The 14,941-nt window shown below is 51.9% G+C and carries 10 protein-coding genes; 6 read left to right on the forward strand and 4 right to left on the reverse strand.

Annotated features, from left to right (window positions below; genetic code table 11):
- Positions 1 to 905 precede the first annotated feature (905 nt).
- Positions 906 to 1,832: a DMT family transporter gene (locus ACR0DB_RS02700; RefSeq protein WP_480548715.1), complete on the forward strand. Its 927-nt coding sequence runs from the start codon at positions 906 to 908 to the stop codon at positions 1,830 to 1,832.
- A 114-nt stretch (positions 1,833 to 1,946) separates the two neighbouring features.
- On the opposite strand, the gene ACR0DB_RS02705 is transcribed toward ACR0DB_RS02700, so the two are convergent.
- The 4 genes from ACR0DB_RS02705 to ACR0DB_RS02720 all read right to left on the reverse strand — a co-directional run bounded on the left by ACR0DB_RS02705 (position 1,947) and on the right by ACR0DB_RS02720 (position 8,460).
- On the reverse strand, positions 1,947 to 2,306 hold the full coding sequence (locus tag ACR0DB_RS02705; protein WP_480548717.1) for a group I truncated hemoglobin: 360 nt from the start codon (positions 2,304 to 2,306) through the stop codon (positions 1,947 to 1,949).
- 272 nt (positions 2,307 to 2,578) lie between these two features.
- A complete protein-coding gene (locus tag ACR0DB_RS02710) occupies positions 2,579 to 4,711 on the reverse strand; it encodes an adenylate/guanylate cyclase domain-containing protein (RefSeq protein ID WP_480548719.1) in 2,133 nt (710 codons plus the stop codon).
- Positions 4,712 to 4,814: 103 nt separating this feature from the next.
- Positions 4,815 to 5,288: a phosphate-starvation-inducible PsiE family protein gene (locus ACR0DB_RS02715; RefSeq protein ID WP_480548720.1), complete on the reverse strand. Its 474-nt coding sequence runs from the start codon at positions 5,286 to 5,288 to the stop codon at positions 4,815 to 4,817.
- Positions 5,289 to 5,721: 433 nt separating this feature from the next.
- Positions 5,722 to 8,460, reverse strand: coding sequence for a cation-translocating P-type ATPase (locus ACR0DB_RS02720; protein WP_480548722.1), 2,739 nt, complete (start codon positions 8,458 to 8,460; stop codon positions 5,722 to 5,724).
- 187 nt (positions 8,461 to 8,647) lie between these two features.
- On the opposite strand from ACR0DB_RS02720, the gene ACR0DB_RS02725 reads away from it, so the two are divergent.
- The 5 genes from ACR0DB_RS02725 to arcC are packed head-to-tail and all read left to right on the forward strand — an operon-like array spanning position 8,648 to position 14,740.
- Complete coding sequence (locus ACR0DB_RS02725) at positions 8,648 to 10,135, forward strand: YfcC family protein (protein ID WP_170782785.1); 1,488 nt, start codon at positions 8,648 to 8,650, stop codon at positions 10,133 to 10,135.
- A 9-nt stretch (positions 10,136 to 10,144) separates the two neighbouring features.
- Entirely contained in the window at positions 10,145 to 11,524 is a 1,380-nt protein-coding gene (locus tag ACR0DB_RS02730; protein WP_170782786.1) for an amino acid permease, read from the forward strand.
- Entirely contained in the window at positions 11,521 to 12,744 is a 1,224-nt protein-coding gene (locus ACR0DB_RS02735) for an arginine deiminase (protein WP_170782787.1), read from the forward strand. The genes ACR0DB_RS02730 and ACR0DB_RS02735 overlap by 4 nt, the downstream gene beginning before the upstream one ends.
- 55 nt (positions 12,745 to 12,799) lie before the next feature.
- Positions 12,800 to 13,798, forward strand: a complete 999-nt coding sequence (gene argF / locus ACR0DB_RS02740; protein WP_480548725.1) for an ornithine carbamoyltransferase — start codon at positions 12,800 to 12,802, stop codon at positions 13,796 to 13,798.
- A 3-nt stretch (positions 13,799 to 13,801) separates the two neighbouring features.
- On the forward strand, positions 13,802 to 14,740 hold the full coding sequence (arcC, locus tag ACR0DB_RS02745) for a carbamate kinase (protein ID WP_170756466.1): 939 nt from the start codon (positions 13,802 to 13,804) through the stop codon (positions 14,738 to 14,740).
- Positions 14,741 to 14,941 lie beyond the last annotated feature (201 nt).

Consider the following 14,941-nt stretch of genomic DNA (forward strand, 5'->3'; position numbering starts at 1 on the left):
GATTGAAGCCATTCCGGTCGAGTAGGCAGATATTGATCTGGAAAACAGAGTGATCGTCAACCGGGGCCACAAAACCAAGAAGTCCGTGTTTGTCCCAATCAGCGACCGGCTTTACGACGTTTTTTGATAAGGCTCCGTGAACAGCCAAAGCCTTTCTTCTCAATTGACCGGGCCGTCAAACACCAGCGGCAAGTCTAACGGACAACTACGTTTCCAGTAGCTGTGTGTTGGCGGAGAAAGGAGCGGCAAAAATTCACTCCTGCAGGGATACCTATACAACTCGGATGCTGAACAAAGGTATGCGACCTGAGGAAGTGTCTCATCTCTTAGGTCACTCGACTGTCACTCCGACACAAAAAAACGCCAAGTTCGCGAATCTGACCACGTCAGACAAAGCGCGCGAGTTGCTAAACGCAGCCTAAGGCAAAACCGAAAGCGTCCCAAATTCATACCCATTCTGGACTTACTGCACTGGGTCAAATCACCCTGATAGGTGTTAAGACTCAGTTTTTTAAGGAATTTTCTGGTGCCGCACACGGAATACACAAACCAAAGTAAATATCTATTTTTAAAGTATAAAACATCAACACCTACCATACGATACCCCGAATAGTACCCCCATTGGCAAAATTGCCTCGCCTGCACTTGAAGTGTACTTGCGACGACGATTCACCATTTAGAGGTCAATTTTGACCTCGAACAAAGCTACGCTCTCAAAAAAATAGTCGTTCGTATGACACGAGCTTTGGGATCAACCTGGCAACGAGCCAGCTTAATAGGTTTGAACATTGAAGTCTGTAATCTGATCATTCGCAGATGCATGCTTTAGTGACCGCTGTGCGAACAAAGCAGTCATTCGTAGAATCTCTAAAGACGAAGATGCAAATGCGTGATAGCTCCAGATAATGGCCACGACATCTGCGCGAAATCGAACGCCCATCCCTTACGCATTTGCGGTTATTGGTGTTCTTTTTGCTTCAATCTGTTTCGGGCTGGTTCCCTACTTTAGCCGCAGTCTGACCGATCAGGGCGTTGCACCCTATGCGGTCGCATTCTACCGATACATTGTTGCGGCTCTTCTTCTGCTTCCTATTCTCATCTTGCACCGAAAAGAATGGCGAGAGATCACTTGGGGCCTTTCAGCTGGAGCCGTAATGGGGCTTGGTTGGATCGGATATGTAACGGCGCTGGAAAAGCTGCCCGCATCGACAGTGGGTGTGCTTTACATGACCTATCCAGTGTTCACCTTAGTTATTGCTTGGGCTCTGTTTGGCGATGCACCCACGCGACGCGCCATGTTGGCCGCTGGTCTGATTGTGGTTGCAGCTTTCATTGCTGGCTCGCCCGCGTCAGTGGCTGCGGAGCATCTACCAACGCTGCTGCTCTCCCTTGCCGCCCCATTTGGGTTTGGCTTCGGAATTTGCGTTCTGGTCCATAGGTTGTCACGGATTGCGCCTTTGGCACGTATCGCGTCAGTTTCTCTTGGGTCTGTACTGGGCCTCGCACCGCTCATCCTTGGTGCTGAGGTTGGAGAACTTCTCCCAAGGGAACAATCCGATTGGCTTTTCATTGTTGGTATTGGTCTGGTTACCGCCTTCGTGCCCCAGCTTATCTACACGATATGCTCACCTGTTATTGGGGCTCCCCAAACGGCGGTCGTCGGAAGCATCGAATTGCCCACGATGTTTGCCGTGGGATATCTTGCCTTTGGCGAAGCCATCTCTTTACCTCAAGCTTTGGCATGTGCCTTAGTGCTGGGCGCAATCGCGATCACAAGAAGTAGAAAGACGCGCACCGTATCTACCGTGCTCGCAAAATCACCGAAGCGGTAGTACTGGGCTCAAGGAAGACGTTGGTCTAAATTTCGCGAACGACCACCATGCGGGGAAAACAAGCTTTGATTGAAGATTTTGAAGATTGCGGACTCTACGCGGTTGTGGCGAAATTCAGATACCTACAACTTGGTCCTTGAGGCTATATAGAATGTATAAGACCTCTTCTTGTTCCCGTTGGCCGACGTCGTTGGCCTTTAGGGCATTCATGGCGTCGTCCAGAACTGCGACAAACTCATCTCCGCTGATGTTCATGTGCCGATGCGTAGCAACCATATCCTTGCCCGTATAGATCTCAGGCCCGCCAGAACCAGTTATGAAGAAGTCTCCTGCCATTTGTTTGAGGTGCTCCATCTCAGTTCCCGCAAATCGTGCAGCGACAACTGGGTTTTTAGAGTGATTTTCCACCAGAACGTCGACTATTCGCCGAATACCATCCGTTCCTCCCAGACGTTCATATAGCGTCTTTGACATGGTGCCCCCCGTGTCTGGCTCACCTCAAACCTCGATCTCTTGCGAATGCTAGCATGCCGCACTGATTGGCGCCAAATCTATAGCATTTAGGCGATTTTTTTCATCGGAATCCATCACCAAATGCGATGTCTTTTTTGAGCTCACAACCGACGAACGCCGTTACCTGAAGCAACGTCCGTTTTTTGGTTAGTCGGATTTGACCGGCCCATTTTGATTGTAAGCGCATCATTGGCCTGAGACCCATCAGGATGGTTGTTTCATGCGCTGCAAATTCATTTCTTCTCGAAACGGTAAACGCCATCCCAAGCGGCCGGTGGTTTAAACGCGAAACGGCTGCAACGTTCGATAAAGACATCTACAACATGCTTGTTAGTTGCAATTTCTCGATGCGTCTGGAGGGCTTCTAATGCATCGGCCCATTTTCCAGACTGATACAAGTCATAGCATACACGCCATTCTTCGAGTTCGCGTTTCTTGGCTACGCTTGCCAGAAAGCCACTCTCATCATCTTTTTCCGCGATTAGTTCAAAGATACGACTAGGAAAACTAGTTCCGGCAGGCACAACATGGTCAACTTCGCGCAGCAAAAACATGCTCTCGACATGAACGGCCACATCTGACGACACGAGAATCCTTGTACCGTAAACTTTGTTCAACCCCTCCAGTCTGGAAGCAAAATTTACGGCAGCACCCAGTGCTGTGTATTGCAATCTCGAAAGAGACCCAACGTTGCCGACAACTACGCGACCTGTGTGTAGGCCGAAACGTGTTTGCAACGGACGCAACGGTAACGCTCCATTATCAGAATTGAGACTCGCCTCAGCCTGCAAACACGCCAAAGCTGCTCGGCAAGCGTGAACAGGGTGATCAGCATCATCTAGCGGAGCGTTCCATAGAGCCATAATGGCATCTCCAATGTACTTATCCACTGTACCCTGATTACCAGATATCTCTTTTTCCATTGCTTCGAAATACTCGGACAAAGCAGGCATCAGAACTTCTGGTTCAAGTCCCTCGGTCTGGCGCGTAAACCCTTTAAGGTCGGCGAACATCAGGGTAACGTCGCGCGACTCTCCCCCAACGCTAATTCTCTCTGCTTTTGAAAGGATAGAGCGCACCAGCTCCTTTGGTACGAACGCACCGAAACTCGACACTCCAGCTTTCATACTTGCAATCGCTGTTTCGAGTTCGGCAACTTCCTGAATATTTGATTTCAGGTTCAAGTCCTCACTTAGTTCAAAGTTACTGACTTTTCTTGCTTCAGCTGCCACGCGCACAAGATTTTTGCTCAACAGACGAGCGACAACAAAGGTAAATGCGACGGCCAGGGTCAAAGCAAGTACGCCGAATTGCATAGCACGGGTCGTATTTCTTTTTATGTCTCCGATAAACTCATCTTCCGGCACTATAAGCCCGAGCGTAGGTTGGGCACCGAAGACTTCAGGGATTGGCATCACAGATGCGATATAGCTTCTTCCACCGGATGCTGGAGCTATGCGAAAAAAATCCTGCTGGTTTGCTCGCCACTCATCAATGACACTGTCAATAATTTTGCTACTGCCTTCAATTGACCCATTCGTATTGGAACTCACGAAGCGCGGCTCTCCACCTTTGGATCGCGTGCTGGTGTACGAAAGTAGGCGACCTTCGCGATCTAGCATGAAAACCAAACCATGATCGCCAATCCTGATATCGTCTAGGATTTGCGAAAGTGCCGATATTGTTATGTCGAGCGCGACGACGCCAAGCAATTTACCTTCGTTGTCGACCACGGTTTTTGAGAACGTTGCACCCAGACGCCCTGTACTCTCAAACTGATAAAGCGGCGAAACGTAAACGCCGCTTTGCTCCAACGCCCCGCGATACCAAGGGCGCGTTCGAGGATCGTAGACAGTGGTTCCACTAAGAAATGGTATGGGCAGCGAACTGGCATTGGACCAAAAGTAAGTTTCGACGCGCTCGCCAAATTGCTCGGAAATAATCCGTTGAACGCGATCTACTCCTTCCGGCACTAGCAAAGCGCTCGGTCCAAAGGTTTTCCAGTGTTTTGGCAGGTTAATGTTTTGGAAAAAGTCGCCGGATTTTTCCTCTCCAAAATATAAACCATAGTAGTGCTCATTACCCTGCATCTGCGAATAGAGCACTTCCAAACCTGCACTTGAGCCAGCATACTCCGTAAACTTAGAAAGAAAGACGGACGCAGAAGATACGACATTTCCCGCTCCTCGTATTACGGTTAGCATCTCTTCGACTGACTGATTTCTGGCCTCGGTCATCCGCTCATTCGCGGTACGAATGGCGAGTTCTTTGTTGCCAAAATAGAGAATGGCAACAAGCAATGTTGTTACGGCTAAGGTGAGGAACGTGAATAACGTCGCAACGCCGATATGAAGACGTACTTTCATACCCTCAATTAGTCAAAATGTAGTAATAGATGTCCACCCACTCGTCGCCACACAAATGAGTATCTTGAGTGAATTTCCCCCTGAGGACAGAAAAGTACTGGCACTATTGTTCTTCCTTGGCTTTTTCAGCACTTTTGGTTCGCCCAAACCGAACGCTAAAGGACGGCATATCGTGAACTAGCCAATAGGCGAGTGAACAAGCAATCACTAGAAGAGCCAAGCCGACCAAATCCAGTCCGCTAGTTTTTTCTGTATCGAGTATAATGACCTTCCGCGCGACGGCCATGAGCGCCGTCGCAACCACTATCTTCACATGGATTACATCGTCACGAAGATAAATTGTGATGTTTACGAATATTTCGATAGCGATTAGCACCGCCATGAAGGCGCCAAAAGTCGCTAATATTTCAGAGATTGTCAGGATGAAGACAGGCTGATTGATTAGTTTCTGATAAAGGGTCCAGGCCACATCCAAGACGCCAAGTAGTATAACCAGAACCATCATTACGGCCAGAATACGGACGGCGAACCGAATTACGACCTGAAGTTTTTCTACAAATGGATCCTTGTGTTCCATTTATCACCTCCCCCTCTTTGCTACTTCAGGACGCCAAGCGGGCGTTCTCTGCGCCACCATCGCTTGCTCCCCAACGGAAATATCCTATGCTATCAGTGTTTCATTTCAGCCGAGCTTACCTCGACGATTTTCAGCGTCACTCTAGCGCCAAATGTCTTTTTTTTCCCGCAGGACTGGCTCGCTAGCCCCGTTGAAAAAAATCCGAAATCCACACGGCCAACCACAAAAGAAACCTCGATCTGTTTATGGCGCGACTTGCAATCCGCAGAAGCCGATGACTATTCCTGAGTTCGCTTCAAAACGCGCCGCAAACTAATCCGAGAAGCCTAAAAGATTAAATCCCTCCGTCTACAAGTTTAGTAAGATCCTCCTTTCCAAGTAAAACACGTGACCATTATTTTTGGATTAGCCATTTTAACCACACTCATTCCGCTTAAACGAATTTAAGGTTGAACATTTCCTTTAAGCCAGAAAGCACGAGTGTCGGAAGCGCCGCGACAAAGAACGTTCCCAGCAGATGTGAAAGAGGCAGCGGAACCGTGCCCAGAACGAAATGGCCCGGAGCGGAATAAATTGCCAACAACGATAAAACGATTGAAATGCCAACTGCGCCCAGCAGTATGGTGTTGCCAAGGGGCGACTTACGGTAAAGCGTCGTTGTAGTTCGCGCGTCAAAGACATGCCAAATTTGGGCAAATATGAGGGTCATGAAGGCTGCTGTTTGCGCGTGCTCCAGAGAGGCGCCGCGTTCGAGAAACTCTTGAAATACGTAGTAGGTCAGAAGTCCCAATGCGCTGCCCCTAATCAGAATCCGCTCTTTCATTCCGCCGCCAAACATGTCCTCGTCGCGCGGGCGTGGCGGGCGTCTCATTAGATCCGGCTCGCTTTTTTCAAATCCCAGCGCCAGTGCGGGTAAGCCATCTGAAACCAAGTTCACCCAGAGGATCATAAGCGGTGTGATCGGAAGGAGGGGGTCTGCGCCCATTAGCAGGAAAGCGAAAAGTATAGTGGTAACTTCCGCAACGTTGGCAGTCAGAGCTTGCCGGACGAATTTCAGTAGGTTGTCAAAGATTCTACGGCCCTCACGAACGGCCGTGACAATAGTCGTGAAGTTATCATCCAGAAGAATCAACGCGGCGCTGTCCTTGGCAACCTGTGTCCCGGTAATCCCCATGGCGACACCGATGTCAGCCGCGCGAAGCGCTGGCGCATCGTTCACGCCATCTCCAGTCATCGCGGCCACTTCACCATTGGTCTGAAGTGCTTTGACGATGCGAAGTTTGTGCTCAGGCGTCACGCGCGCAAACACAGCTGCGTTCTTCACGGCGCTATTTAAATCTTCATCTTTCATTTGATCGAGCTCAGCACCCGTGAATACGGCTTGCTGTGAACCCGACAGTACACCGATTTGCTCGGCTATAGCCTTGGCGGTGACGGCGTGATCACCAGTAATCATAACCGTACGGATTCCGGCACCAGTGGCTTCTGCTACGGCATGCGGCACTTCTTGTCGGGGGGGATCCATAATACCATGGATACCAGCGAGCACGATTTCCTGTTCGGGGTTGTCGTGATCCAGTTCGTCTGGGGAAACTTCGCGATACGCCACCGCCAAAGTTCTGAGAGCCCGCTCGCCAAAGCTGTCAATGACATCTTCTATATCAGCTCGTAGTTCAGGCGTTATTTGCCGCTCCTCCTCGCCGATACGGACCTTAACCGCTCGCGACAAAATCACGTCAGGCGCCCCTTTTGCGACCAAAACAGTCCGCCCGTCGGGAAGCTGTGCGAAGACGGACATCATTTTTCTTGTTGAATCAAATGGAAAGGATTGAAGAGCCTCGCTCCGACGAGCCCTCAGTTCTTCGACATCAATTCCAGCCTTTGCCGCAGCGACCAGAAGCGCACCTTCAGTCGGGTTACCTTGCACTGAGGTCTCAGCACCTTCACCAATCAGCCGGGCATCATTGCAAAAAGCTGAGATCATCAGCACAGGCCATAGCGGTGTCCCCTCTTCGACCTTTGTGGCTTCGTTTTTCGAGTCTAGAAATTCCCCTGACGTATCAAAGCCAGCGCCACTTACCTCCCAGGTTTCACCCCCCGCCCAAATGCGCATCACCTGCATTTGGTTTTGTGTAAGAGTTCCAGTTTTGTCCGAGCAGATAACAGAAGTGGCGCCCAACGTTTCCACCGAAGACAGTTTTCGGGCTAGAGCGTTATTCGAAGCCATGTTCTGAGATCCGAGCGTCAAAAGTATTGTGACGACAGTTGGTAGGCCTTCTGGAATGGCTGCTACTGACAGAGAAATCGCGGTATTTAGCATTTCAGCGAGGTCCATGCCGTTTATAACGCCGATACCAATGACGATAGCCACGACGATAAGGGCCGCGATAATAAGTACCTTCGAAAGTGCTTCGATTTTGAGCTGCAGCGGCGTCTTTGGTTCCTTAGCTTCTGACATCAGATCCGCGATATGGCCAACCTCGGTTCTCATGCCAGTTCCAACCACGACGCCTTCGCCGGTTCCACCAGTGACAAGGGTACTCATGAAACCCATGTTGAGACGGTCGGCAAGAACGACCTCCTGGTCGTTGATCTTGCGATCATGTTTGTCCACAGGTTCGGACTCTCCGGTTAGTGCAGCTTCATCAACCTGCATTCTGTTGGCTTGGAGAAAGCGAATGTCAGCGGCAAGGATATCGCCTGTTTTAACTATCAATATGTCGCCGGGGACCAGATCAGAAGCGGCTATTTGTACCTGGTCACCATCCCTTCTTACCAAAGCCTGAGGTGCTGACATCTCGCGAAGTGCGGCGAGTGATTGTTCTGCCTTGAACTCTTGCCAAAACGAGATGAAGGCATTGAAGATCGCGATCACGAAGATCGCCACGGCGTCGATCCAATGTCCGGTGAAAGCTGAAATAACCGCACCCACCATAAGGATTATTAGGAGTGGGCTCTTAAATTGAACGAGCAGCATTTTCCACGCCGGTTCAGCCTCGGTTTCGGATAGACGGTTCAGACCGTATCGGGAGAGGCGTTCCTTTGCGGTTTCCGAGCTCAAACCGTGTTTAGGATCTACAGCTAGTGTTTCGGTTAACGCAGTTTTCTCGATCCCCCAAGGAGCTGTCGGAAGTGTTTTTCGGTCATCCGTGGCATGGAAAGCATGCTGCATAGAAGCCCCTTTGGTTACAACGTGGGTGCAAATTTTCGCGCAAACACAGCGCGAATCACTGCTAGTCTACTTCCTGCCCTCGATTTTTCACTTTCCATTGAGCCATTTTGGCTCGCCAAAAATTGAAACGAATCTAGATACATGCTCGTTTTCTTGCGTCGCTGTACCTTCAACGCGAGAGTTAGTTATGTCCAAATTCAAGTTTCCTACTGCATTCACAATCTTGTTTGCTCTGATCGCTATTGTCGCGGTGCTAACTTGGGTTATTCCAGCCGGTGAGTATGACCGTCAGATGAACGAAGCTCTGGGCAGCGAAGCTCCTGTTCCGGGCACCTATCACGAAGTCGAGTCTAACCCTCAGGGACTAACTTCGGTAATTCTCGCACCAATTGCTGGGATGTATGACCCTGGGCTTCTCGGAAGCTCTTCAAGTGCAGCAATAGACGTTGCGCTCTTCGTTTTGGTTATCGGTGGCTTCCTGATGGTCGTTACCAAAACAGGGGCTATCGATGCTGGCATTGGTTGGTTGCTGCATAGGCTTGAAGGCCGCGAGATTTTAATGATCCCGATTCTGATGATCGCCTTTGCCTTTGGCGGCACAAGCTACGGCATGGCTGAGGAAACACTGGCGTTTTATGCTCTTATAATTCCGGTATTCATACGCGCGGGATATGATTCACTGACCGGTGTTGCCGTGATCATGCTAGGTGCTGGAATCGGCACTCTTGGCTCGACCTTCAACGCGTTTGCAACAGTCGTAGCTTCGCAAGGCGCTGGTATTCCATTTACGACTGGCATCGTTTTGAGGTTCATTATCCTCATTCTCTGCCTGGCAGCTGGTATCGCTTTTGTCATGAGATACGCAAAGCGAGTAAAGGCCGATCCTTCTGCATCTGTGGTTGCGGATCAAGCCGAGGAAAACAGAAGACATTTTCTCAAAGGGTCGGCCGGCGATGACGCTTTGCCAGAGTTGACTCGAACCCGTTCCACCATCTTGCTCCTGTTCGGGATTACCTTCGCCATTATGATCTATGGTGTTGTCGCGCTGGGGTGGTGGATGGCCGAAATGTCCGGTCTCTTCCTGGTGATGTCCATCATCGTTTGGTGGGTCGGGAAAACCGATGAAGGGTCCAGAATGGACGAGGGGACTTTTGTGGAAACCTTCGTCGATGGAGCGCGCGATTTGCTGGGCGTTGCCCTGATCATTGGCGTCGCGCGCGGTGTTGTCGTCATTATGGACGCGGGCAAAATTACCGACACGATCCTTGCTGCAGCCGAGGGGTTTGTCTCGGGGCTGAGCGAGTTCGCCTTTGTCAACGCGATGTTTGGTATTCAGATCTTGATGTCATTCCTGGTGCCGTCCTCGTCAGGGCTGGCCACGCTTTCGATGCCGATCATGGCGCCACTGGCAGACTTTGCGGGCGTCGGTCGTGACCTTGTGGTTACAGCGTACCAGTCGGCAAACGGATGGGTGAACCTGTTCAACCCGACATTTGCCGTCGTCATGGGAGGGCTAGCCATTGGCCGTGTCTCCTATGACCGGTGGCTACGCTTTGTTTTCCCGCTGCTTGTTATACTTGCCGTGATCATCTGCGCGGCACTCACCGTTGGGGCCATCACTGATCCGGGGATCGACGGGCCCACAACCGAGACTTCAGACACGACATCGAACTGAGCCGTCGCAATGACCGATCGCTCCGCCACAGAGACAACATCGACATCCGGTGCCCTTGGGCTGACGGCTTGTATAGCTTTGGTTGTTGGAAACATGATCGGGTCGGGAGTGTTCCTTCTACCAGCGTCACTTGCACCTTTTGGGCCAATTGCAATTGGCGGGTGGGTTTTAACGTCGGCTGGGGCGTTGGTTCTTGCGATCATTTTCGGACGCTTGTCGCGTGTCGTTTCAAAACCTGGTGGCCCCTACGCCTATTCGCAGGAAGCATTCGGAGACTTTGCAGGCTTCATTATTGCCTGGGGATATTGGATTGCACTCTGGACGGGAAACGCGGCCGTAGCCGTAGCCTTAGTCGGCTATCTGGGCTTTCTTTTCCCGATCATCGTCGAAGTCCCCATGTACGGGCTATCGACTGCTCTGGTCGCGATTTGGTCGCTGACACTGGTTAATATCCGCGGGGTGCAAGGTGCAGGCGTGGTTCAAATCGTGACCACCGTACTGAAGCTTGCCCCGCTCATACTTATCGGCACCTTGGGCATCTTCTGGATCGAGCATGAAAATTACCTTCCTGTCAATCAAAGTGGAACGACTGCGGTTTCAGCCATTTCCGCGGCGGCGGCACTGACGCTTTGGGCCTATCTTGGACTTGAATCTGCCACCGTGCCCTCTGGCGATGTGGTAGAACCGGAAAAGACCATCCCGCGCGCCACCATCATCGGCGTTATTATCGCGGCCAGTGTCTACATTGCGGTAACGGCCGTTTCGATGGGCGTCATCCCCTCTAACATTCTGGCAGTATCATCAGCACCGCTCGCCGCTGTCGGTGAGGTCATGTTCGGCGCATTCGGCGGAATACTCGTGGCCTGCGGCGCGGTGATCTCGACCTTTGGTACGCTTAATGGCTTTACCCTGCTCAGTGGGCAGGTTCCTTACGGCGCCGCCTTGGACAAAGTATTTCCGGCAGCATTAGGTAAAAAATCGAAATTCGGGACACCCGCAAACGCCTTGATTTTATCGAATGTATTGGCCTCGGTTCTGATCATCCTGAACTTCGCGCAAGGGTTGGTTGCCGCGTTCAACTTTGTCATTTTACTTGCAGTAGTCGCGAGCCTTTTGCCATACGCGGTCTGCTCTGTCGCCGAGATCATGATCCGCCTGAAGGGTGGTCAGGTTCTGCACGGTCCGGAATTGACCAAGGTCGTTGTCCTCGGCGGCCTGGGCTTCATCTACTCAGTATGGGCCTTTATCGGGTCCGGAGCGGAAACCGTACTAATTGGCTCTGTATTACTGCTTGCAGGTGTTCCCATCCATGTTTGGGTCCGCTGGAGCCAGGCCAACGACGACGAAGATATTCAGACAACTGTTGCCTCGAAAGGAGATTTGCCATGAAGCTCGGCGTTCATTCCGAGATCGGAAAGCTCAACAAGGTTATCGTCTCGCGCCCATCGCTTGCACATGATCGACTGACACCGAGAAATTGCGAAGAGTTGCTGTTCGACGACGTCATATGGGTCGAGCAAGCTCGAAAGGACCATGCCGAGTTCTGTTCGCTCATGCGTGAACGCGGGGTCGAGGTCTATGACATCCAGGATCTATTGGCTGAAGTGCTTAGTGATAGTAGCGCTAGGTCTTTCATGCTTGACCGATTGATCATTCCAAAAATTGTTGGCCTTGGTGTGTCTGTTGAGATGAGAGCTTGGCTGGACGAGATGAAAGCTGCAGATCTCGCGCGCCACATGCTTGGGGGAATCATATTCGCGGAATTACCCAAGGGGACCATTGACCCAAAATTCGACGATTTGATCACCCAAAGTGAGTTCGTATTACCCGCTGTGCCGAACGCTCTTTTCCAACGAGATCCTTCGTGTTGGATATTCAACGGTGTGACAACGAACCCGATGTTTTGGCCCGCTCGCAAACCTGAGACCTTAATGATGCGTGCGGTGTATAAATTCCATCCGATGTTTAAGGAATCCGAGTTTGATATCTGGTGGGGCGATAGCGATGAAGATTTTGCTAATGCCTCAGTCGAAGGCGGCGACGTACAGCCTGTAGGTAAAGGAACCGTTTTTATCGGGATGGGTGAACGAACGACGAGTCAAGCTGTTACCCTTCTTGCGCAGGCACTATTCCAAAAAGGTGGGGCAGAGAGAGTTGTCGCATGCGCGATGCCTAAAAGCCGCGCGGCCATGCATCTGGATACTGTCTTCACTTGTCTTGACCACGACAAAGTGACTGCATTCACGGAAGTCGCGGATCAGATCACGTGCATTTCACTTCGCCCAGACGACAAGAAACTGTTCGATGCAAGGGTCGAAGAAGGGCACCTGTTCGACGTCTATAAAGAAGCCCTTGGGCTGAACTCACTTGATGTCATCTCGACCGGTGGCAATGAGTTCCAAGCCGAACGCGAGCAATGGGATGACGGGAATAACGTCGTGGCCCTCTCGCCCGGTGTTGTCGTTGGCTATGCGCGCAACACGTTTACGAACGGCAAGATGCGCGCAGCCGGCGTCGAGGTGATCGAAATCTCGGGTCAGGAACTAGGGCGTGGTCGCGGCGGTGGCCACTGCATGACCTGCCCGATCGACCGCGACCCCGCCTATTGAATTTACTACGGGTGCAGCCCCCTGCGCCGACTGATTTTTGTTAGGGAGAGACAAAATGGCATTCAATCTCAAAGGCCGTAGCTATCTGAAAATCGCCGATTTCAGCCAGCGTGAAATGCTGTATCTGCTGGATCTGGCCCGCGATCTGAAACGCGCCAAATACGCCCGCGCCGAACAGCCCTCGCTGACCGGCAAGAACATCTGCCTGATCTTTGAAAAGACTTCGACCCGTACCCGCTGCGCCTTTGAAGTGGCCGCCTACGATCAGGGTGCGAACATTACGTATCTCGATCCATCGGGATCGCAAATCGGGCACAAGGAGTCGATGAAAGACACAGCCCGCGTTTTGGGCCGCATGTTCGACGGAATTGAATTTCGCGGAGCGGGTCAGGATATGGTTGAGACGTTGTCAGACTATGCTGGCGTCCCGGTCTACAATGGCCTTACGGACGATTGGCATCCAACACAGATGCTCGCGGATATGCAAACCATGATCGAGCATGCCGACAAGCCCCGCAAGGACATTGTCTATGCCTATTCGGGCGACTGTCGGTCGAACATGGGCAACTCGCTACTGATGTTGGGCGCGATCATGGGCTGCGACGTCCGGATGATTTCTCCGAAAGAAACCCAGCCCCATGACGATGTGCGCGACTTGGCGATGGAGCGGGCTGAAAAGACCGGCGCACGTGTGACCATCACCGACGATACCTCGGCCGTAGAGGGCGCGGACTTCATTCATACCGATGTCTGGGTGTCGATGGGTGAGCCTAAAGAAGTCTGGGCTGAGCGGATCAAGCTGCTGAGCCCTTACCAGGTCAACATGGATCTGATGAAGAAAACCGGTAATCCAGCCGTCAAGTTCATGCACTGCCTGCCCGCTTTCCACAATCTGGAGACCAAGGTCGGTCAGGACATTCACGAACAGTTCGGCATCACCGAGATGGAAGTGACCGAGGAAGTGTTCGAAAGCGACATGAACATAGCGTTCGAGCAAGCCGAAAACCGGATGCACACCATCAAGGCGATCCTCGTCGCCACATTGGGAGCCTGAACCATGGGACGCGTTGTTGTAGCACTCGGCGGCAACGCGCTTCTCAAACGGGGGGAGGCGATGACAGCGGACAATCAGCGCAAGAACGCGAAGATTGCCGCAGAAGCCCTCGCCCCGCTCTGCGAAGCGCACGAAACCGTCATCACTCATGGCAATGGTCCGCAGGTCGGGATGCTGGCCTTGCAAGAGATCATGTATACGGATGTCGAGGAGTACCCGCTGGACGTGTTGGTCGGCGAAACGATGGGCATGATCGGCTATATGATCGAGCAGGAGCTTGGGAACATCCTGCCCTTTGAGCATCACATCGCCACCCTGTTGACCATGATCGAGGTCGACCCGAGCGATCCGGCCTTTGACAACCCGACCAAGTTCATCGGGCAGGTTTATTCCGAAGCGGACGCCAAGAAAGAGGCGGCTGACAAGGGCTGGACGGTGAAACCGGATGGCGAGTACTGGCGACGCGTGGTGCCGTCGCCCCGCCCGAAACGTATCTTTCAGGTCGAACCGATCCGTTGGATCCTGGAAAAGGGCGCGACCGTGATCGCTGCTGGCGGAGGCGGCATCCCGACGATGTACGAGGCAGGTGCTGAACGGAAACTGGTCGGGGTCGAAGCTGTCATCGACAAGGACTTTGCCTCGTGCCTTCTGGCGCAGAACCTTGGAGCAGATTTCTTTGTCATCGCTACAGATGCAGAAGCCGTGTTCCTGAACTGGGGAACGCCTGAACAAACAGGTATTAGATCGATCACTCCGGATTCATTGGATGAGTACGATTTCCCCGCCGGGTCAATGGGCCCCAAGGTTCAGGCTGCACAAGACTTTGTGCGATCCTCGGGCGGTCGCGCGATCATTTGCGCCCTCGCAGATGTCCCTGCGGCAGTGCGTGGAGAAAAAGGAACAACGGTTTCTGAGAGCGCGGGAGAGACCAAGTTTCACTGATACAATGGGCCGGACAAGAAAGTTCTGCTCGAAGCCTTCTTTGTTGTAAACATGTCCCTCAGAGCTGATCCACAAAAGTGGTTCCTAAGAAATACAGTTCCGTCTTCCAGACGCCGACTATTGAAGTGCCAAAAACTCAACAGATGAGCAGGGTCGACTAAAGCTTGTAGCTGGCTTGAATGGCGCTGGATTAAAGCGACT

Source organism: Ruegeria sp. AB6 (assembly GCF_056542685.1).

What these genes read in the sequence shown, in the direction of transcription:
- ACR0DB_RS02700 (WP_480548715.1), top strand. Translation starts at nt 906, where the DNA reads ATGGCCACGACATCTGCGCGAAATCGAACGCCCATCCCTTACGCATTT.
- argF (WP_480548725.1), top strand. Translation starts at nt 12,800, where the DNA reads ATGGCATTCAATCTCAAAGGCCGTAGCTATCTGAAAATCGCCGATTTC.
- ACR0DB_RS02715 (WP_480548720.1), bottom strand. Translation starts at nt 5,288, where the DNA reads ATGGAACACAAGGATCCATTTGTAGAAAAACTTCAGGTCGTAATTCGG.
- ACR0DB_RS02705 (WP_480548717.1), bottom strand. Translation starts at nt 2,306, where the DNA reads ATGTCAAAGACGCTATATGAACGTCTGGGAGGAACGGATGGTATTCGG.
- arcC (WP_170756466.1), top strand. Translation starts at nt 13,802, where the DNA reads ATGGGACGCGTTGTTGTAGCACTCGGCGGCAACGCGCTTCTCAAACGG.
- ACR0DB_RS02720 (WP_480548722.1), bottom strand. Translation starts at nt 8,460, where the DNA reads ATGCAGCATGCTTTCCATGCCACGGATGACCGAAAAACACTTCCGACA.
- ACR0DB_RS02725 (WP_170782785.1), top strand. Translation starts at nt 8,648, where the DNA reads ATGTCCAAATTCAAGTTTCCTACTGCATTCACAATCTTGTTTGCTCTG.
- ACR0DB_RS02730 (WP_170782786.1), top strand. Translation starts at nt 10,145, where the DNA reads ATGACCGATCGCTCCGCCACAGAGACAACATCGACATCCGGTGCCCTT.
- ACR0DB_RS02735 (WP_170782787.1), top strand. Translation starts at nt 11,521, where the DNA reads ATGAAGCTCGGCGTTCATTCCGAGATCGGAAAGCTCAACAAGGTTATC.
- ACR0DB_RS02710 (WP_480548719.1), bottom strand. Translation starts at nt 4,711, where the DNA reads ATGAAAGTACGTCTTCATATCGGCGTTGCGACGTTATTCACGTTCCTC.